The 17,715-nt window shown below is 51.5% G+C and carries 19 protein-coding genes; 13 read left to right on the top strand and 6 right to left on the bottom strand.

The window, feature by feature from the left end; translation table 11 throughout:
- Positions 1–27: 27 nt before the first annotated feature.
- Positions 28–789: an MBL fold metallo-hydrolase gene (locus AC0MA3_RS23570; RefSeq protein WP_474658027.1), complete on the bottom strand. Its 762-nt coding sequence runs from the start codon at positions 787–789 to the stop codon at positions 28–30.
- Between the two features lie 231 nt (positions 790–1,020).
- Between AC0MA3_RS23570 and AC0MA3_RS23565 the strand changes: the two genes are divergently transcribed.
- The 3 genes from AC0MA3_RS23565 to AC0MA3_RS23555 are packed head-to-tail and all read left to right on the top strand — an operon-like array spanning position 1,021 to position 3,815.
- Positions 1,021–1,224 (top strand): helix-turn-helix transcriptional regulator, encoded by a 204-nt coding sequence (locus AC0MA3_RS23565; protein ID WP_379153394.1) that lies wholly within the window; start codon positions 1,021–1,023, stop codon positions 1,222–1,224.
- Between the two features lie 57 nt (positions 1,225–1,281).
- Positions 1,282–3,303, top strand: coding sequence for a Na+/H+ antiporter (locus AC0MA3_RS23560; RefSeq protein WP_474658026.1), 2,022 nt, complete (start codon positions 1,282–1,284; stop codon positions 3,301–3,303).
- 2 nt (positions 3,304–3,305) lie between these two features.
- The gene (locus AC0MA3_RS23555) at positions 3,306–3,815 is read left to right on the top strand and encodes a GNAT family N-acetyltransferase (protein ID WP_379153390.1); all 510 of its coding nucleotides are present in this window, start codon (positions 3,306–3,308) and stop codon (positions 3,813–3,815) included.
- Positions 3,816–3,957: 142 nt separating this feature from the next.
- Here the strand turns inward: AC0MA3_RS23555 and AC0MA3_RS23550 are convergent, their stop codons facing one another.
- The gene (locus AC0MA3_RS23550; protein WP_474658025.1) at positions 3,958–4,389 is read right to left on the bottom strand and encodes a threonine/serine exporter family protein; all 432 of its coding nucleotides are present in this window, start codon (positions 4,387–4,389) and stop codon (positions 3,958–3,960) included.
- Between the two features lie 45 nt (positions 4,390–4,434).
- On the bottom strand, positions 4,435–5,202 hold the full coding sequence (locus tag AC0MA3_RS23545; protein WP_474658024.1) for a threonine/serine exporter family protein: 768 nt from the start codon (positions 5,200–5,202) through the stop codon (positions 4,435–4,437).
- A 216-nt stretch (positions 5,203–5,418) separates the two neighbouring features.
- Between AC0MA3_RS23545 and AC0MA3_RS23540 the strand changes: the two genes are divergently transcribed.
- From AC0MA3_RS23540 to AC0MA3_RS23520, 5 genes are all read left to right on the top strand, one after another.
- Positions 5,419–7,518 carry a chemotaxis protein CheW gene (locus AC0MA3_RS23540; RefSeq protein WP_474658023.1) on the top strand — a complete coding sequence of 700 codons (2,100 nt, stop codon included), beginning with the start codon at positions 5,419–5,421 and terminating at the stop codon, positions 7,516–7,518.
- A gap of 95 nt (positions 7,519–7,613) precedes the next feature.
- A complete protein-coding gene (locus AC0MA3_RS23535; protein WP_474658022.1) occupies positions 7,614–8,102 on the top strand; it encodes a chemotaxis protein CheW in 489 nt (162 codons plus the stop codon).
- Between the two features lie 26 nt (positions 8,103–8,128).
- Complete coding sequence (locus AC0MA3_RS23530; protein WP_474658021.1) at positions 8,129–9,865, top strand: methyl-accepting chemotaxis protein; 1,737 nt, start codon at positions 8,129–8,131, stop codon at positions 9,863–9,865.
- Positions 9,862–10,674, top strand: a complete 813-nt coding sequence (locus AC0MA3_RS23525) for a CheR family methyltransferase (protein WP_474658020.1) — start codon at positions 9,862–9,864, stop codon at positions 10,672–10,674. Before AC0MA3_RS23530 ends, AC0MA3_RS23525 begins: the two co-directional genes overlap by 4 nt.
- Before the next feature lie 30 nt (positions 10,675–10,704).
- A complete protein-coding gene (locus AC0MA3_RS23520) occupies positions 10,705–11,754 on the top strand; it encodes a protein-glutamate methylesterase/protein-glutamine glutaminase (RefSeq protein WP_379153376.1) in 1,050 nt (349 codons plus the stop codon).
- A 110-nt stretch (positions 11,755–11,864) separates the two neighbouring features.
- Here AC0MA3_RS23520 and AC0MA3_RS23515 read toward each other — a convergent pair whose 3' ends face one another.
- Together AC0MA3_RS23515 and AC0MA3_RS23510 are read right to left on the bottom strand one after the other, a co-directional pair.
- Entirely contained in the window at positions 11,865–12,458 is a 594-nt protein-coding gene (locus AC0MA3_RS23515) for a YitT family protein (protein WP_379153374.1), read from the bottom strand.
- Positions 12,459–12,576: 118 nt separating this feature from the next.
- Positions 12,577–13,095, bottom strand: coding sequence for a DUF3231 family protein (locus tag AC0MA3_RS23510; RefSeq protein WP_474658019.1), 519 nt, complete (start codon positions 13,093–13,095; stop codon positions 12,577–12,579).
- Positions 13,096–13,225: 130 nt separating this feature from the next.
- On the opposite strand from AC0MA3_RS23510, the gene AC0MA3_RS23505 reads away from it, so the two are divergent.
- Positions 13,226–13,438, top strand: a complete 213-nt coding sequence (locus AC0MA3_RS23505) for a hypothetical protein (protein WP_379153370.1) — start codon at positions 13,226–13,228, stop codon at positions 13,436–13,438.
- Positions 13,439–13,468: 30 nt separating this feature from the next.
- Here AC0MA3_RS23505 and AC0MA3_RS23500 read toward each other — a convergent pair whose 3' ends face one another.
- Positions 13,469–14,341, bottom strand: a complete 873-nt coding sequence (locus AC0MA3_RS23500; RefSeq protein WP_474658018.1) for a helix-turn-helix transcriptional regulator — start codon at positions 14,339–14,341, stop codon at positions 13,469–13,471.
- A 160-nt stretch (positions 14,342–14,501) separates the two neighbouring features.
- Here AC0MA3_RS23500 and AC0MA3_RS23495 point away from each other — a divergent pair, with 160 nt between their 5' ends.
- From AC0MA3_RS23495 to AC0MA3_RS23480, 4 genes are all read left to right on the top strand, one after another.
- Positions 14,502–16,469 carry a glycoside hydrolase family 127 protein gene (locus AC0MA3_RS23495; protein WP_474658017.1) on the top strand — a complete coding sequence of 656 codons (1,968 nt, stop codon included), beginning with the start codon at positions 14,502–14,504 and terminating at the stop codon, positions 16,467–16,469.
- A gap of 250 nt (positions 16,470–16,719) precedes the next feature.
- The gene (locus AC0MA3_RS23490) at positions 16,720–17,025 is read left to right on the top strand and encodes a PadR family transcriptional regulator (protein ID WP_474658065.1); all 306 of its coding nucleotides are present in this window, start codon (positions 16,720–16,722) and stop codon (positions 17,023–17,025) included.
- Entirely contained in the window at positions 17,025–17,372 is a 348-nt protein-coding gene (locus tag AC0MA3_RS23485; protein WP_474658016.1) for a DUF1048 domain-containing protein, read from the top strand. Before AC0MA3_RS23490 ends, AC0MA3_RS23485 begins: the two co-directional genes overlap by 1 nt.
- Before the next feature lie 12 nt (positions 17,373–17,384).
- Positions 17,385–17,702, top strand: coding sequence for a DUF1048 domain-containing protein (locus AC0MA3_RS23480; protein ID WP_474658015.1), 318 nt, complete (start codon positions 17,385–17,387; stop codon positions 17,700–17,702).
- The last annotated feature ends 13 nt before the right edge of the window (positions 17,703–17,715 follow it).

Here is a 17,715-nt window from a genome sequence, read left to right as displayed (position 1 = left end):
GTGACAACCCAACCTGTGAGCAGCTTATTAATGTGTTCCCTGAGCCTGAGCCAGTTCTTCAATCCGCCGGTTCACATCGCCGCGATAGAGACCCCCGTGATAGCAGATCACCTGGTCAATCTCGAAGTCCGCGAATTTGTGAAGAGACTGGAGCGCTGTTACCATATCGGGAGTAGCCGTGGCATCGGGTCCGCAGAGCTGGCCGTCACGCACGGTCAATGCATCGGCTGCGATCAGCGTGCGGCTGGTGTGATGATACAGGCTCAGATGGCCAGGGCTGTGGCCGGGAGTATGAATAATGGTAATTCCGCCTCCGATGGGCAGATACTCGCCACCTGTAAGCGTCTGGTCAACTCGACCTTTGGGTGGGTGAGCCAACACGTGGAGGAAAGCGCGCTTCCACTCCTCCGGTACAGACGGCGGAAGCATGGCTTCGGCGGCAGCCAGTGCGTCAGGAGTATGCTTCAGCAGCATCTTGTCGCCTTCGATATAAGGCCGCTCGATTTCATGTGCGAGTACAGTTATCGTGGATTGGCTCTGTTCCAGGAGAGCCGGAAGGCTTCCGATATGATCGATATCCTGATGAGTAATCAGTATGGTACGAACATGGCTCAAGGGTACGGAGGCCTCGGCTGCAGCTTGCTTGAACTTTTGCTCTGCTCCCGGTACTCCTGTATCGATCAGTACAGCTCCTTCTTCGTCCCAGATCAAGGCAGGGTAGAACGTGTCTATTCCGCCCATCACGGGTACGGAAATCTCCAGCATTTCAATTCCTTTGGCGATATGCATAATATCCCTCCATTACACTAGATAAGAATGTGCCTGCAGGCTAATGCATATCATACTGAAACTCCAAACTGTTTTCAATCGAAAAATATTATATTATAACACAAATAAATATTTTTGTCAATCGTGTAAACGATGAACATTTTCAGGTTTTTGTAAAGCTTACTTTACATTTTGCGCTCAGGATGATATTCTCTTTGTAAAGCTAACTTTACATGACCGGGAGGAACAGCGATGAAGAACAAGCTTGAGACAATCCGGAAACAGCAGGGCATTAATCAGGAAGAGCTCGCAGAAGCCTTGGAGGTATCGAGACAGACGATCTGCTCTCTGGAGAACGGAAGGTACAATCCGTCGATCATTCTGGCTTTCAAACTGTCGAGATACTTCAAGCTCAGCATTGAGGATATTTTTGAATATGAAGAAGAGGACGGATAGGCGGGTTAGGAGAATGGAAGCGAGTTTCATGATTATACATCGGGGGAGTTGAGAGATTTGGAGACATTTCTTGCTGTACTGTTAATGCTGGGACTGATCGCGGTCTCCAATATCGTGAACCGGTTCATTCCGTTTGTGCCGGTTCCCCTGATTCAGATTGCGCTGGGAGTTATTGCGGCCGCTTTTCCGATGGGAATTCATATTTCGTTTGAGCCGGAGCTGTTTTTTGTGCTGTTTATTGCCCCGCTGCTGTTCAATGACGGTCGGCGGACGCCACGCGACGAGCTGTGGAACCTAAGGGCGCCGATCCTGCTGCTGTCGCTTGGACTGGTCTTTGCAACAGTCTTTGTCGCCGGATATGCCATCCACTGGATGATTCCGTCCATACCGCTGGCTGCTTCCTTTGCGCTGGCCGCCATCCTCTCGCCTACCGATGCTGTGGCAGTCAGCGCGCTGGCCGGAAAGGTGCATCTGCCGAAGAGTATCCACCGCATCCTTGAAGGAGAGTCGCTGATGAATGACGCATCCGGGCTGGTTGCTTTTAAGTTTGCCATTGCTGCGGCGGTTACCGGGATGTTCTCCCTGCCCAAGGCGACGATAAGCTTTGTGTTTATTGCTGCTGGGGGATTGCTGCTGGGAGCGCTGCTGTCATTTGTGCTCATCCGGCTTAGTGTATTTATCCGCCGCTTCGGCATGGAAGATGTCACCATTCATGTGCTGCTGCAGATTCTCACACCTTTTATTATTTATCTGGTGAGTGAAGAGATCGGCGTGTCGGGGATCCTTGCCGTAGTGGCAGGCGGCGTGATGTATGCTATAGAGAAGGATCGGGCTGTATCACCGCAATATAAGCTCCAGCTTGTATCTGCCAGCACGTGGTCAGTGCTGCTGATGGTTCTGAATGGCCTGGTCTTCCTGATGCTGGGCGTATCGGTTCCGGACGTCGTTCAAGTGATTTACAATGACAATACCTTGAACAACTTTATCGTGGCCGGTTATGTACTGGCGATCACAGCGCTTTTGATTGTACTGCGGTTTCTGTGGGTGTATGCATACTCCTTGTTCGAGAGCCGAAGGCTAAGAACCCCCCGCTCACCGCTGAAGTCGCAGCTCATAACATCGATTTCGGGTGTGCGGGGTGCGGTAACGCTGGCGGGTGCCTTCTCAATTCCGCTGGTTCTTGGGGATGGTTCACCGTTCCCGCAGCGGGACCTCATTATCGCTCTTGCGGCAGGTGTCATTCTCGTCTCGCTGCTCATAGCAAGCATCTTTTTGCCGCTGCTTGCGGACGGGGAAGACCCGGTTGTGGTGGAGAGTGTGCCGGTCAATTCTGAGCTGACGGCAAGGTCGGTAGTGATTGATGCTGGAATGAGCATGCTTCGAAGCCTGGTCTCAGAGAATCCGCTGCCCGGGAATCAGCCGGTCATGCTGGAATTCACGGACAAGATTGACAAGCTGTGCGCTCCGAAAACGGGCGATGATCCGGAAGCGGAACGCTTCCGGCAGCTGGGGGTCCAGGCTAAGCGGAATGCTATTGCTGCAGAGCGTACGGAACTCCGCCGGATGCTCGAGAACGGCTCCGTCGCGGCTCCCGTAGCAGCGAAGATGGAAGAGCTGCTGGATCATAAGGAAGCCTTGATGTGCAAGCGGCTAGACACGCAGATCAAATTTTCGCTCACTGAAATTCAGCGCCTGTTCTCGGGATTATTCTCCGGGCGGCTGAACGGCGATGAAGGACGGCTGGCAGCGCAGAATGCCGAGAGTGCCCGTATGGCCAAAATTTCAATGTGCCAGGCTGCCATTTCTGCCGTCAACGCCGGAATGAGTGAAGAGAACCGTCTGCCTTCACAGAAGGTTATTGACAAGTATGAGCAGATGGAGTCCCGCCTTATCGAGGGAGACGGCTGGATCAAGGATGGCGTCGTGGATGACCAGAAGCTTGAGCTGAAGCTGCAGGCGATTCAGGAACAGCGGAATACGGTGCAGCAAATGTATCAGAATGGGGCGATCAACCTGAAGATCGCTGGTAAGCTACGCAAATTTGTAGATCAATTGGAAACAGCGATCTGGGAGGATTAGTCATGGGGGAAACAGCAGCACGCGGTTTGTCTTTTACGGAGATTAGGGAAGAGCATCTGGCGGAAGTAGTAGATATCTATAATTATTATGTACTGAATACTACGGTTTCTTTTCATACCGCGCCGCTGGACTCAGCTTCCATGCGTGAGTCGGTGCTAAGCGGTGATCCGCGCTTCAAGTCCTACGCCATTCTACAGGACGGTGAAATGCAGGGCTATGTTCTGATTGCCAGACATAAGAACAAGCAGGCCTACGATACCTCTGGTGAGATCAGCATCTATCTGAGACCCGGCAGCGGCGGACAGGGACTGGGCGGCAAAGCGCTAAGCTTCATTGAGGAACGGGCGTCCGAGCTTGGTTTTCATGTGCTGGTGGCAACCGTATGCTCCGATAATGAACCTAGCCGCCGGCTGTTCACCAGACACGGATATGAGCAAAGCGCGCTGTTCAAAGAGATCGGCAACAAATTCGGCCAATGGCTGGACATTGCAAGCTATCAAAAAATAATCTGACCAGGGAACCGGGGGCGTAGTTACGGCTCTCTCCCTCTGGCATATAAAAAAGCTGCTCCTACTAGTCATCTTCATGACATTGTGGAGCAGCTTTTTTATGTTTATGGTGACGAGCCATATTGCAGGTTCCTTGTCGAACGGCTTATGAGCTGCCGACATGTTTCCGCCGGAACATCTGTCCAAGCACTTCGCTGAGTACAAGTCCGGTTGCTATTGCTCCAGAAAGGAGCAGAGCCTGGACAGCAAACTGGATGGCCAGATTATTATCGTTCTCGACGAACTTGCGCATGGCATCATAAGCCAGACCGCCAGGGACGAGCGGGATAATGCCGCCGACACTGAAGATAATGACCGGCATTTTGTAAATGCGGGCAAAGATCTGACTGATCACCCCGACCACTACTGTAGCTGCGAAGGTGGCTACCACGGTGTCCCATCTTTCATCGAGCTGCAGATACAGCATCCAGCCCACCATTCCGGCAAAACCGCATTGTACCAATGCACGGACTGGTGCATTGAACAGAATGCAGAAGGTGGCAGCGGCAATAAAGCTGGTTATCAATTGCAAAATCATGAACAGTTAACCTCTTTCACGTGTGAAGTACATGAATTGTATGTTTCAAAAAAGTGACAGCACAAGCCCGATGCCTGTCCCGATTGCAAACGCCGTCAGGAATGCATCGGCTCCCTTGGAGAGGCCGGAGACCAAGTGTCCGGCCATCAGATCACGGACGGCATTGGTAATGAGTAGTCCCGGCACCAGCGGCATGACTGAACCGATAATGATCTTATCCATTTCCTGACCTACGCCGAGCTTCACGGACAGGAAGGCGAGCAGTCCCATCAGGAACGAGGCAGTGAATTCCGCGAAGAAACGGATCTGGAACAGCCGGTGAAGGTATGTCGCTGCGGCGAATCCCAGCCCGGACACTACTATAGCTGGCAGGGCATCCCACAGGCTGCCTTTGAACATTACAGTGAAGCACGCTCCGGTCAAGGCGGCGGCGACAATCTGCAGCCAGACCGGATAAGCGTGGGCTGCATCGTCCACCACACTTAGCCGGTCGCGGGCTTCACTTGCGGTAAGCTGGCGTTCACTCAGGCGCCGCGAGATGTCGTTGACCTCGGACACCTTTTGCAGATCTGTGGTCCGCTCCGCAATACGGAACAGCTTCACCGGTTCCGTCCGGCTGGTGGTGAACATAATGACGGTTGGCGTTACATAGCTGTGCGCTCCCGGAAAACCGAGCGATGCCGCCATACGGCTCATAGTGTCCTCCACGCGGTAGGTTTCCGCGCCGCTTTGCAGCATGATTTTACCGGCGAGCAGGCACAGGTCGATAATATCATGCGCGGAAGTGTTGCTGTTGTTGCTTGTACTATCCAACTTCGTTCGATCCTCCCCTGGAGTGTTATATATCCGATTGTCGCTTCAATTTCTCAAAAGATCAACCTTTATTCATAATGTTCGCTTAAATAATCAAAATTTATCAAAATTTTAAATTAGATATTCATTTTTTATTTCCATCTTACGATATAAAAATGGAGAAATCTCACATAACACTACAACGCTTCCCATTTGATGGGCCGAAAGGAGAACATAATGTCAGGCTCTTTTCCGGAGGAATCACTGCTTGATCTATTTATTTTCGAGACCCTGCAATCGCTGCAGCAGCTGGAAGACTCTATTCTTGCCAGTGAGCAGCATGAAACTCTTCAACCTGAGGATATTAATCTAATCTTCCGGATAATGCATACGGTTAAAGGCTCGGCTGCCGTGATGGGATTTACGAATATTTCTTCCCTGGCACATGTAATGGAGGATTTGTTTTTTTATCTGCGCGACCATCCTCATACGCCTTATAATGCCTCTGAGCTGTCGGATCTCATTCTGCAAGGTGTTGATTTTACCAAGCTGGAGACGATCAAGATCAAGAACGGAGATCACGCAGATGGAGACTGCGCCCTGCTGGCTGAAGAACTGAAGGCTTATTTGCAATTTCTTAAGAACGGGTCTACGGGAATACGGGAAGAAATAGGACAGAACACTGATGTCGGATTGCCGGGAGCTAATATGGCTACAGAGGCATCCGTACATTACAGAGCGGTTTTGCGTTTTGAAGAGACTTGTCAACTGGAGAATATCCGCGCATTCACAGTGATTCATCAGCTTGGCGAAGCATGGGACTGCAGTTGTACCTACTTGCCTGAGGATATTATAGAGAATCCCGACAGTGCCGAGGTCATCCGCCGGGATGGATTTGTAATTGTACTGCACACAGCGGAATCTGAAGACACAGTTGCAGCCTTTTTGCGGAATGCTCCCTATGTTAGGGAAGTCGAAATAGAACGGCTTGGAGCGGAAGATACAGCTGTTGCTATCCCGGCTCCACCAGATGCTTCTGAGGAAGTGCCTCAGGCTACGGAGCTGCCGGATGCTGATCTGAAGCTCTTAACTGTACCGGGCCGGGAGAAGAAACCTAAAGAGGGCAACTCGCCACCCTCATCCCAGCAGACCATGATTAACGTGAATGTGGCCAAAATGGATAAGCTGATGGATTTGATCGGTGAGCTGGTCATTGCAGAGGCCATGGTAACGCAGAATCCCGATCTTGCCGGTCTAGGCGGATCGCTGGGCAATTTCAATAAAGCGGCCAGACAGCTGCGTAAGATTTCGGCAGAAATGCAGGATGTGGTCATGTCACTGCGCATGGTGCCACTAGCTGCTACGTTTCATAAAATGGGACGGATCGTAAGAGATATGACCCGGAAGCTGGAGAAGGAGGCTAACCTTGTTATTCTTGGCGAAGAGACGGAGGTTGATAAGAATATTATCGAACATCTGTCTGATCCGCTGATGCATCTGGTGCGCAATGCGCTGGATCATGGGATTGAGATGCCTGAGGAGCGCCTGGCTGCAGGCAAACCGCGAAGTGGAACGGTAACACTGGAAGCGAGGCACTCCGGGGGAGATGTAATGGTGATGATCCGGGATGACGGCAAAGGGCTGCATCGGGACAAGATTGTTGCCCGGGCTCTGGAGAACGGGCTATTGACCCGGGATGAACACGAAATGAGTGACAAAGAGATATTCAAGCTGATTTTTCATCCGGGGTTCTCGACCAAGGACAGCATCAGCGAATTCAGCGGGCGGGGAGTAGGTATGGATGTGGTTGTCAAGGATCTGGAGAAAGTCGGGGGTACCGCTTCCGTAGACAGCATTCCGGGTTCAGGCTCCATAATCACTTTGAGAATTCCGCTAACACTGGCAATTATCGATGGAATGAATGTAGGTGTTGGACAATCAAGGTTTACGCTCCCGACCGCATCGATCATTCGTTCTTTCAGGGCGAATGCCAAAGACTTGCTGAATGATCCGGATGGGCAGGAGTGGATCATAGTGCGCGGCAACTGCTATCCGGTATTTCGCCTGCATCATCTCACGGGTGCTCCACAGCACAACTGTCCCATAGATGAAGGGATTCTCATCATGGTAGAGGACGAGGGGCGCAGTCTATGCCTGCTTGCGGACGAGCTGCTCGGCCAGCAGCAGGTAGTAGTAAAGGCGCTCCCGGATTATATTTTGAGCAGCGCGGGGAGTAAGCATTTTGTTGGTTGTACGCTGCTGGGCGACGGGAGCATCAGTCTGATTCTAGACGTTGTCCGTCTGGCTTCTTCGATGAATGCCGTGGCGGCTCTCTAAGGGCTGCCGGGCGGTAAGTATGCTCTCCGGTATGTCAGCCTGTATGAATATAAGTAATTTATTGTATTAGTAAAATCTGCTTAGGAGGTGTTCCTGTGTCTGGACACAATGCATACGAAGAGGCGCTGGAGGAGGATACCCTGCGGGACAAATATTTGATTTTTTCACTCGGCAGCCAATTTTACGGGATTGAGATTCAGTATGTGACCGAAATCATCGGGATTCATCCGATTGCCGCCATTCCGGAGCTGCCGGAATATATCAAAGGTATTATCAATTTGCGCGGCAAGATCATTCCTGTGATGGATGTAAGAATGCGCTTTCGCATGGAGCCGCAAACGTATAATGACCGTACCTGCATCATTGTCATCGATATTATGAACGAGGTATTGGGGTTGATCGTGGAGAGTGTATCGGAGGTGCTGCCTATCCTGCCGGAGGAGATTGTACCGGCACCGGATTCACCGGGGGGCGGAGGATTTGTAACACGTATAGGGAAAACCGGACATGGAGTGAAATTGCTGGTGGATTGCACCAGGCTGCTCCGGGACGCTGAAGTAGAACTGCCGGGAATTGCACTCTAGCCGAGAAGAATAAGGAGAAGATAACGATGAAATGGTTCAACAACATGAAATTAAGCACCAAGCTGATCTCTTCGTTTATTATTGTTGCAATTATGGCTGGTATCGTAGGCGTTGTGGGGGTAGTGAACCTGAAACGGATCGACCGCAATTATACGGATTTGTATGCGAATTACGGGATAGGTGTGGGGGATATAGGGAAGTCGGGCATTGAATTTCACAAGATCCGCGCGCTTACCCGCGATGTGCTGATTAACCATAGCTCTCAGAACAAAGCAGAGATTATTCAGAAAATCAAAACGCTGGATACACAGCTTACGGCCAGCCTTGATGACTTTGGCGTAAGTATCCAGTCGCAGGAAACCCGTAATATTTTTAACAATCTAAAAACTGTCATTAACGAGTATGATGCTGTACGTGATAAGGCCATTGAAATCTCTGAAACCTCTGGACGGGAAGAGGCACTCACTTACTTTTATAAGGAGAGTTCTTCCATTGTCGCGCAGGCCAATGAACATATCGACGATCTGTTCGCCAGTAAAGAGACCAACGGCAAGATCAAATCGGAAGTGTACTCCAAGGGAGCCGCACGGACCATCCTGGTGTTAATGATCGTTGTAGCCGGGGCTATGGTGTTGGCGGTGCTCCTGGGTATTGTCCTTTCCCGTATGATCAGCAAGCCTGTAGTCAATCTGGTGTATGCTGCGGATCGGATTGCAGATGGTGATCTGAATGTGGAGATACAGGGGGAAGCCTCTGACGAAATTGGAAAGTTGTCCCAATCCTTCCGGCGAATGTCCTGCACGCTTAATGAGGTGATGGGCAGTATTCAAGGGGCGGCCGAGCAGGTGGCTTCGGGTTCAAAGCAAATGTCGGAGTCCAGCATGGCGCTTTCGCAAGGTGCAACAGAGCAGGCTAGCTCCATTGAAGAATTGACTGCGTCTATCGAGGAAATCGCGGCACAGACTTCACGGAACGCCCATAGTGCGGAGCAGGCAAACAGGCTGGCCCAAGGGGCTATGAACAATGCCGTAGAAGGTAATACGCAAATGCAGGATATGCTGGTGGCGATGGAGCAGATCAACGATGCCTCGGACAGTATCTCCAAAATTATTAAAGTCATTGATGAAATTGCCTTTCAGACGAATATTCTTGCACTGAACGCTGCGGTTGAGGCAGCCCGGGCAGGCCAGCATGGCAAGGGTTTTGCGGTGGTAGCCGAGGAAGTGCGCAATCTGGCAGCACGTTCAGCAGGGGCAGCCAAAGAAACTACGGCTATGATCGAGAGCTCTATGAAAAAGGTGGAGGGCGGTACCAAAATCGCTGCTGCGACGGCTTCCGCCTTGGAGCAGATTGTCGGCGACGTCTCCAAGGTTGCTGAGATTATCTCGGAGATTACAGCGGCATCCACAGAACAGGCTGCAGGCATCAGCCAGATTAATCAGGGAGTAATGCAGCTCTCGCAGGTGGTTCAGACGAACTCTGCCACCTCAGAGGAGACTGCGGCAGCCAGTGAAGAGCTGGCCGGACAGGCGGAACTGATGCGGGACCAAGTATCAAGGTTCAAGCTGAAGCAGCAACCGCAGAATACTTTTGCGGGAATGGAGGATTTGAACCCTGAAGTTCTGCGGATGCTGGAGCAGATGTCGCGGAACAAATTGAGCGGCCCGAAAGCGTCAGCGTCTTCATGGGTGAAAGAAAGTACGCCTGCAGCTCCCGTTACGATTGCCCTCAGTGATAACGAGTTCGGCAAATACAGCCTATGATTCCTATGACAGACCGGGAATTTGCCGAGCTCGCGGACTTTATTAAAGCCCGTGCCGGCATTCATCTCAAAGCGGAGAAACGGGCGATGATGTCGGGCAGACTTCAGCAAATGGTGCAGGCTAAGGGGATGGCCAGCTTCGGCGAATATTACAGCTTTCTGCGAACAGAGGGAAGCGCCACCGAGCTTGCGCTGCTTGTGGACAAGATCAGTACAAACCATACTTTTTTTATGCGGGAGAGCGAGCATTTTTCTTATTTCCAGCATCATGTCCTTCCAGAGGTGATGAAGCGGGAGAACGAAAGGGATCTGCGGGTATGGAGTGCAGGCTGCTCCAGCGGAGAAGAGCCGTACACGCTATCCATGATCATCGATGAAGCATTCGGGGGAGGCAAATTCGGCTGGGATACTCAACTGCTCGCCACAGATATCAGCAGTGCCGTGCTGGAAAAGGCGCGCAGAGGGACTTATGGGGCATCAGCCATGAAGGAGCTTCCCGGGAACTGGAGAAAAAAGTACTTTGAACCTTCGGCAGAAGGCACGTACTCTGTGAAGCCTTATCTCCGGAGTCAGGTACTGTTCCGCAGATTTAATCTTATGGAGGAGCGTTTTCCGTTCACCAGGCGGTTTCATGCCATTTTTTGCCGCAACGTGATGATTTATTTCGATCATGCTACCCGCTATAAGCTGGTACGCAAATTCTATGAATGGACCGAACCCGGCGGCTATCTCTTTATTGGCCATTCGGAGTCACTTGACCGCGGGCTTACGGATTACTGTTATATCATGCCTGCTGTCTACCGCAAATAACAGCCCGGCTGCAGGGAAGGAAAGATTCTAATGAAGAATACCCGAAGCATACGGGTACTGGTGGTGGATGATTCTGTATTGTTCCGGGAAGTGATATCCCGGGGGATTTCTACCGATCCGCGCATCGAAGTGGCGGCGAAGGCGGGAGACCCGTTTGAAGCAAGAGACGAGCTCTTGCGTGTACGGCCGGATGTGATGATCTGCGATGTACAGATGCCGAAGATGAACGGTATTGAGTTCATCCGCCGCCTTCTGCCGCAATATGTGATTCCGGTTATCGTCGTAAGCGGGGTGACGGAAGCTGTGTTTGAGGCCTTAAGCGCCGGAGCAGTTGACTTTGAAGCGAAGCCGGATATGAATTCACCGGGCAGTGTGCAGCATTTCCTGGAACAATTGATCATCAAGATCAAGAATGCTGCCCAAGCGAAAATTCTGGCTCCGGCGCAGCCTGCTCTGCCTGGAGGACCAGGATATTGGTCCCGTACGGGAACCACCGGCACGGGTCATGCCCTTAAGGAGCAACTGATTGTTATCGGAGCTTCTACCGGCGGGACAGAGGCGATTGCCAGTGTGCTTAATGTGCTGCCGCCGGATATGCCGGGAATCGTAGTCGTACAGCATATCCCGCCTGTATTCTCGCGTATGTTCTCCGACCGTTTGAATCTCAGTTCGGCGCTCACGGTCAAAGAGGCCGAGGATGGTGATCTCGTTGCACCCGGTAAGGTACTGGTGGCTCCCGGAGATAAGCAGGTAGGCCTGCGGCGGATTGGGGGGCAGTATCGGCTGGATTGTGCCGCTGGAGCGAAAGTGAATGGTCATTGCCCATCCGTCGATGTGCTCTTTGAATCGGCGGCAAAAGCGGCTGGCGCACAGACTATCGGCGTACTGCTGACCGGGATGGGTTATGACGGGGCGAAGGGGCTCCTCGCCCTGCGCCGCAAAGGTGCACGTACGATCGGGCAGGATGAAGCCTCGTCTGTAGTCTACGGCATGCCGAAGGCAGCTTATGAGATGGGTGCTGTAGAGAAGCAGGCAGCCCTCTCTGCAATCCCCCGGCTGCTGCTGTCTATGCTGCAATAGAGTTTTTACTTGTAATGCCCGCCAACCCGCCGGTCTGATACTCAATCTGCCCGGCAGGTTGGCGGATTTTTTGACTTTGCGCAGGACCTTTGGCATTATATTTATTTCCATTATCCTTCTTCAAGAGTACATAGACCGGTTGCCACTCCGCCGGAGAGAATGGTTAGAATGGAATGAAAAAAGGTTTCCTTGGAGATCAGCAGGCCGCCAGCACCAATGATCAGCACATCCGTCAGAAAAATAATGATGCCTACATTAATCGGTATGTAGCGCTGAATGAATTTGGCCAGCAGATCCGTACCGCCTGTGCTTGCTTGGAACCGCAGCATAAGCCCAAGACCGCTGCCCATCAGGAAGCCGCCGATAATCGCACTGGAGATCGAACCAAGCTCTATATAATAGAGAAAGTAGTATTGAAGCGGTCCCAGAAGCTCGATCAGGAAGGAGGACACCATGAGCCCGAGCACACTGCTGTAAAAGATATCCCGCTCTTTAAGCCAGGCAAGCCAAAAGACCGGGAGACTGCATAAGATGATGGCAAGTCCGATTTTTGTACCGGAAATATAATTAATAATTAGGGCGATGCCGATAATTCCCCCATCAAGTATTTTGTAGGGAACGAGAAAAAAGTTCGTGCCTGCGGCAATCAGCAAGCTGGATAACAGGATAATGATGATTTTGGGCAAATATCGCATACTCAACATCTCCAGATCTTAAGGCATGTCTTTAGAGAGAACATGTCTTAATGAATATGCGCATCAATGGTAAAAAATAGCTAAAAAGCAAAAAATCCTGCTTGCGCAGGATCACTAGGTGTTAATCTTAGGCATGAACCGGTTCCCGCTTCTTCAGTTCCAGCGGAGGGGGGACGAGCCAGCCTTTTTCCTTATTGAGCTTCAGTAGAGCCAGGCCGAGTGCAGCCATTTGTGCATGAATCTTCATGAACATCATACCGATATCTTCCCGGATGGACATGCCCATGATTTGACTGCATACGACGAGACTGAGTGAGACACCGCTTGAGAGGGCGGCAGCGATTTCCTGATCCGAGAACCGGGCTCCGGCCGGAATATCCTCCAGCTTGACAGAGGGGCGGTCCGGCAGAGACGGGGGAGGTGTAAACCCGTTCTCCTTCAGCAGCCTGTCGCAATCCTTGATTTCATGCTGAGCCTGATCCATAAGATCATCAATGATCTTTTTCAGATCGTGATCCCCGGCATGATAATGATAAGCCTGATAGGCAGACATGGCCATTTTGGCCGCAGCCGAGAACTCCCAGAGATTGAAAATTTCGCCGTAATGCAAAGGCTCGTCTTTAGGATTACCGTTAAGAACTCCCATGATTACATACCCCTCTACAATAAGATTAGGAACGTAATTTAGCATGTCCGGCGGCAGAGGTTTTATTCGGGTAGACGAAGCCTAATGACAAGCATACTTGAAATTTACCCACAGGGCAGGAGTGATACGAATGAGCTTTATCTATAAAGTGCTGGTGAGCGATATGGAACTGCTGGCAGCCGCTCTGTCGGAGATCAATGTAATGGTAGCCGTAAAAGGCGGTGCGGGAATTGTAGAGCCCGGGGGGCCGATCAGAGCCTATACCTCCCACTCCGTCCGGATCCGGGGATTGTCCTATAACCGGGAGCTGCATGAATTCCGGGTCAGCGGAGAGAGGAGCTAAGGCTGCCCCGGAATAAGCCGTGACACGGAGTTAGCGGGAATAGCGTTTGCGGAAGCGCAGCGGTGATATGCCAACCTTATGTGCGAAACGCCGTGAGAAATAGGCAGTACTCTCAAACCCTGTTCGTTCGGCAATGCCGGCGATGGGAATTTCCGTCTTAAGCAGCAGCAGTTTGGCTTGCTCCAGCCGGTAATCTGTTAAATATTCCATGGGAGTCAGGCCGTAGACCCGCTTCATACAGCGGGCCAGATAGTTATAGTGGAAATGCAGCGCGTCCGCCAGGCTGCTATTGGTCAGCGGTTCTGTATAGTGATTGCGCAGATAGGTTTCCGTCTGCTCTGCAATCTCTGCAGCAGGGCTCCCCTCTGCATGGTGTTGTGCGAGATCCAGCATTCGCAGGATATCCTCGAAGATCCGCTGCTGCTGCCATACTGCGCTGGAACGTCTCCCCTGGTTCAGCTGCAGCAGCAGCTCAGCCTGACCGCTCCGCGCTAAAGGACCAGGCAACGGACCGAACTGCGGCACACGAATGGTATAGGGGTAGGTGAGGAACTGCTGGAAATGATGCTCCCGGCTGGCATATACCGGCTCGCCCTCGGCCTCCATCCACTCACCTACGGTGTGGAAATGCACCCATACAAAGGAGGTTGTCTCCTCACAGGGCTTAACCGAATAATGATAGCGGTCGGGCAGCAGGAGAAGAGTATGCCCAGCCGGCACTGCCCACTGTTTGTGCTCCTCCCCAATGAACAGACATCCCTGTTCAACAATCAGCAGATCGAATTTTCCCATGCGGCTGCGGCTGGGATGCTGATCTCCCGGCTGATACAAAGTACGGTCGCCTTCCAGAAAATATGGGAACGGCGGTGCCGCCAGATGGATATAAGATGGATTAAAGATCATATTCTGCTCCTTATTAATAGGTTATCTGCGCTAACGCACTGATATAATCCGAGTGTGAAATAGTACAAAAACAGGGTTGCTTCTGATCCTGTTTTTTATTTATTTTACCGTCTATAATGGCAATTAGCGAGAAGGAAATAAACACAGAGGAGTAGTGGAAATGAACAAAATATCCGTAATTCATCAAGCAGCAGACAAACTGTCCGTAACCATTCAGGATGAATTCTGGGGGCGCTATATCCGTCTGGTACAGGATGTGGTCATTCCCTATCAATATGAAGCGCTGCATGACCGTGTGCCGGATGCGGAGCCGAGCCATGCGATTGCCAATTTTGAAATTGCCGCCGGGAGAAAAGAAGGCCAGTACCACGGCTGGGTGTTCCAGGATAGCGATGTCGCCAAGTGGCTGGAGGCGGTAGGTTACTCGCTTAGTCTAAAACGTGACCCGGAACTGGAGTCCCGGGCTGACGCGGTCATTGACCTGATTGCTGAAGCGCAGCAGCCGGATGGTTACCTGAACACTTATTTTACCATTAAGGAGCCTGGCAAACGCTGGACCAACCTGCAGGATTGTCATGAGCTGTACTGCGCAGGACATTTTATTGAAGCTGCAGTTGCTTATTATGAAGCGACGGGCAAAGACAAGCTGCTGCATATCATGCGCCGGATGGCCGATTATATTGATTCCGTATTTGGACCGGAGGACGGCAAGCTGAAGGGGTATGACGGACATCAGGAAATCGAGCTTGCACTGGTGAAGCTGTACCGGTTGACAGGTGAGGAGAAGTACCTGAAGCTTAGCAGCTTTTTTATCGATCAGAGAGGGCAAGAGCCGAATTTCCTGCGGCAGGAATGGGAAGGCCGTGGCCGGGTTACACATTGGAGCGGAACGCAGACAGACAGTATAGATCCGGCCTATAATCAAGCCCATCTACCGGTGAGGGAGCAAAGTGAGGCAGTGGGGCATTCGGTCCGGGCGGTCTATATGTATACGGCGATGGCAGATCTTGCGGCGATTACCGGGGATGAAGCCTTACGCAATGCCTGTGTAAGATTATGGGATAACATGACGGGCAAGCAGATGTATATTACCGGAGGTATCGGTTCCACGCACAAGGGTGAGGCCTTCACTTTCAATTACGACCTGCCTAATGACACGGGATATGCGGAGACTTGCGCTTCGATCGGCCTGATCTTTTTTGCCCGGCGGATGCTGGAACTGGAGCCGGATGCGCGCTATGCGGATGTGATGGAGCGGGCGCTCTATAATAACGTTCTTGGCTCTATGGCACAGGACGGTAAACACTATTTCTATGTGAATCCGCTGGAGGTATGGCCTCAGGCCTGCACCTGCAATCCGGATAAGCACCATGTAAAATCCGAGCGCCAGGGCTGGTTCGGCTGCGCCTGCTGCCCTCCGAATGTGGCACGGCTGCTGACCTCGCTGAATCAGTATATCTATACGGTTCATGGCGATACGCTGTATACCAACCTATACATTGGCAGTGAATTGAAGACCACACTGGGCGGGACAGAAGTAGTGGTCAGTCAGCAGAGCAGCTATCCCTTGGAAGGGACAGTTATGCTGAAGGTAAATCCAGCTCAGTCGGGAGAGTTCGGTATCTCCCTGCGTATTCCTTCCTGGAGCAGCGATGTGGAAATCCGGGTCGGCGGTGAGAAACTGAGTCTGGACGAGAATGAAACCCAGGGATACTGCGTGATCCGCAGAGTCTGGAATGCCGGGGATATCATCGAGTTGAAGCTGCCTATGGAAGCGCACCGGGTCTATGCCCATCCTGAGCTGCGAGCCGATGCAGGGAAGACAGCCATCCAGCGGGGACCGCTGGTCTATTGCCTGGAAGAGTCCGATAATGGAGCGCCTCTGAGCTCGATAGCGATAGATGAATCGGCATCGTTCACGGAGCACTTTGAAGATTCACTGTTGGGCGGTGCAGTAGTGGTAAAAGCCCAAGGCAGCCGGATAGAACAGGCAGGCTGGCGCGGAGGCTTATATAGCAAAGCTAAGGCACCAATGACACCCGCCGAGATCACAGCCATTCCCTATTATCTGTGGGGCAACCGCGGCAGCGGCGAGATGAAGGTATGGATCCCGGAGAGCAAGGCGTAAGCTGCAGCGGCATTTCCTGAACCGTGTGCAAGCGGACTATTCTTATGTAATCTCAACCACCCGGTTGTACCGCTGAGCAGCGGACGAACGGGTGGTTTTTGTGCTTGGCGATATGCTACAGGGGCCAAAGTCAGTGAAAATGATATTGACAAAGCGACTACTGCGTGTTACTTTATAGCAGTAGTAAGTGATACTGCATACCAGTCATACAGAATAGTGAGGAGCGATTGTGCTGGATAACATAACAGAAATGCTCAAAGGCGCGCTTGAGGGCTGTGTACTTGAAATTATAGGCCGCAAAGAAACCTACGGATACGAAATTACGCGGCAGCTGAACGCCCTCGGCTTCACAGATGTTGTAGAAGGGACGGTGTACACGATCCTGATCCGGCTTGAAAAAAATAAGCTGGTGGAGATCACCAAGAAACCCTCCGACATGGGACCGCCGCGAAAGTTTTTCGCGATTAACGATGCAGGGCGCGAGGAGCTGCAGAAGTTCTGGGAAAAGTGGGAGTTCGTATCCTCAAAAATCAACGAGTTAAAGGAGAGGGAATAATGAATTTTTGGGAAAAAATCACCGGCAGCGACATGACTAAGGAAATGAAAGCTTTTGAATCTCGAGCCAAGAAGCTGCCTGCGGATTATCAAGCGGCATGGACACAAATTAACGGCAATCTTTGGCCGCACTCCGATTTCACCGGTCGCAATCTTATGCCCATTCTTGATGGTGTGCTTGGCCTGCTTGAGGAGACGGCGGCGGATGGTCAGAGTGTCCAAGAGGTATTAGGTGACGATATCAAAGGATTCTGTTCAGCGCTGGCCGGCGAAGAAGGGGCAAAGTCTTATCGCGACAGATGGCGTCAGCAGCTCAACAATAATATCGCTAAAAAATTAGGTAAATAGGAGGAGGATAAAATGAATATACGAGATATTATCGAAGGCAAAAAAGAGTGGCGCGCACACGTGGCGCGTGTCCAGGCGCTCCCGCAGGATTATCAGATTGTTTATAAAGAGATTCAAAAATATCTCTTCAAGGTCGGCCCTGTCGAGCTTACCGAGGGGACGGGGTTACTCTCGGGGATTGTCGATCTTTTTGAAGAGGGAGCGGCTAGGGGGAAAGGTGTGCTGGAAGTGACGGGCAGTGACGTAGCAGCTTTCTGCGATGACTTAATCAAAGATTCAAAAACTTACGCGGACATCTATCAGGAATCTCTTGAACATAAAAAAAAGTAACAGGAGGGAAGCG

Source organism: Paenibacillus sp. LS-5 (genome assembly GCF_056121505.1).
Note: the sequence above shows the minus strand (reverse complement) of the source record. Positions and strands in the feature narration are given on the sequence as shown.

Bases quoted from the DNA above. Each gene is read 5' to 3' on its own strand.
- AC0MA3_RS23570 (WP_474658027.1), bottom strand. From the start codon at position 789: ATGCATATCGCCAAAGGAATTGAAATGCTGGAGATTTCCGTACCCGTG.
- AC0MA3_RS23565 (WP_379153394.1), top strand. From the start codon at position 1,021: ATGAAGAACAAGCTTGAGACAATCCGGAAACAGCAGGGCATTAATCAG.
- AC0MA3_RS23555 (WP_379153390.1), top strand. From the start codon at position 3,306: ATGGGGGAAACAGCAGCACGCGGTTTGTCTTTTACGGAGATTAGGGAA.
- AC0MA3_RS23550 (WP_474658025.1), bottom strand. From the start codon at position 4,389: ATGATTTTGCAATTGATAACCAGCTTTATTGCCGCTGCCACCTTCTGC.
- AC0MA3_RS23540 (WP_474658023.1), top strand. From the start codon at position 5,419: ATGTCAGGCTCTTTTCCGGAGGAATCACTGCTTGATCTATTTATTTTC.
- AC0MA3_RS23530 (WP_474658021.1), top strand. From the start codon at position 8,129: ATGAAATGGTTCAACAACATGAAATTAAGCACCAAGCTGATCTCTTCG.
- AC0MA3_RS23525 (WP_474658020.1), top strand. From the start codon at position 9,862: ATGATTCCTATGACAGACCGGGAATTTGCCGAGCTCGCGGACTTTATT.
- AC0MA3_RS23520 (WP_379153376.1), top strand. From the start codon at position 10,705: ATGAAGAATACCCGAAGCATACGGGTACTGGTGGTGGATGATTCTGTA.
- AC0MA3_RS23515 (WP_379153374.1), bottom strand. From the start codon at position 12,458: ATGTTGAGTATGCGATATTTGCCCAAAATCATCATTATCCTGTTATCC.
- AC0MA3_RS23510 (WP_474658019.1), bottom strand. From the start codon at position 13,095: ATGGGAGTTCTTAACGGTAATCCTAAAGACGAGCCTTTGCATTACGGC.
- AC0MA3_RS23505 (WP_379153370.1), top strand. From the start codon at position 13,226: ATGAGCTTTATCTATAAAGTGCTGGTGAGCGATATGGAACTGCTGGCA.
- AC0MA3_RS23500 (WP_474658018.1), bottom strand. From the start codon at position 14,341: ATGATCTTTAATCCATCTTATATCCATCTGGCGGCACCGCCGTTCCCA.
- AC0MA3_RS23495 (WP_474658017.1), top strand. From the start codon at position 14,502: ATGAACAAAATATCCGTAATTCATCAAGCAGCAGACAAACTGTCCGTA.
- AC0MA3_RS23490 (WP_474658065.1), top strand. From the start codon at position 16,720: ATGCTCAAAGGCGCGCTTGAGGGCTGTGTACTTGAAATTATAGGCCGC.
- AC0MA3_RS23485 (WP_474658016.1), top strand. From the start codon at position 17,025: ATGAATTTTTGGGAAAAAATCACCGGCAGCGACATGACTAAGGAAATG.
- AC0MA3_RS23480 (WP_474658015.1), top strand. From the start codon at position 17,385: ATGAATATACGAGATATTATCGAAGGCAAAAAAGAGTGGCGCGCACAC.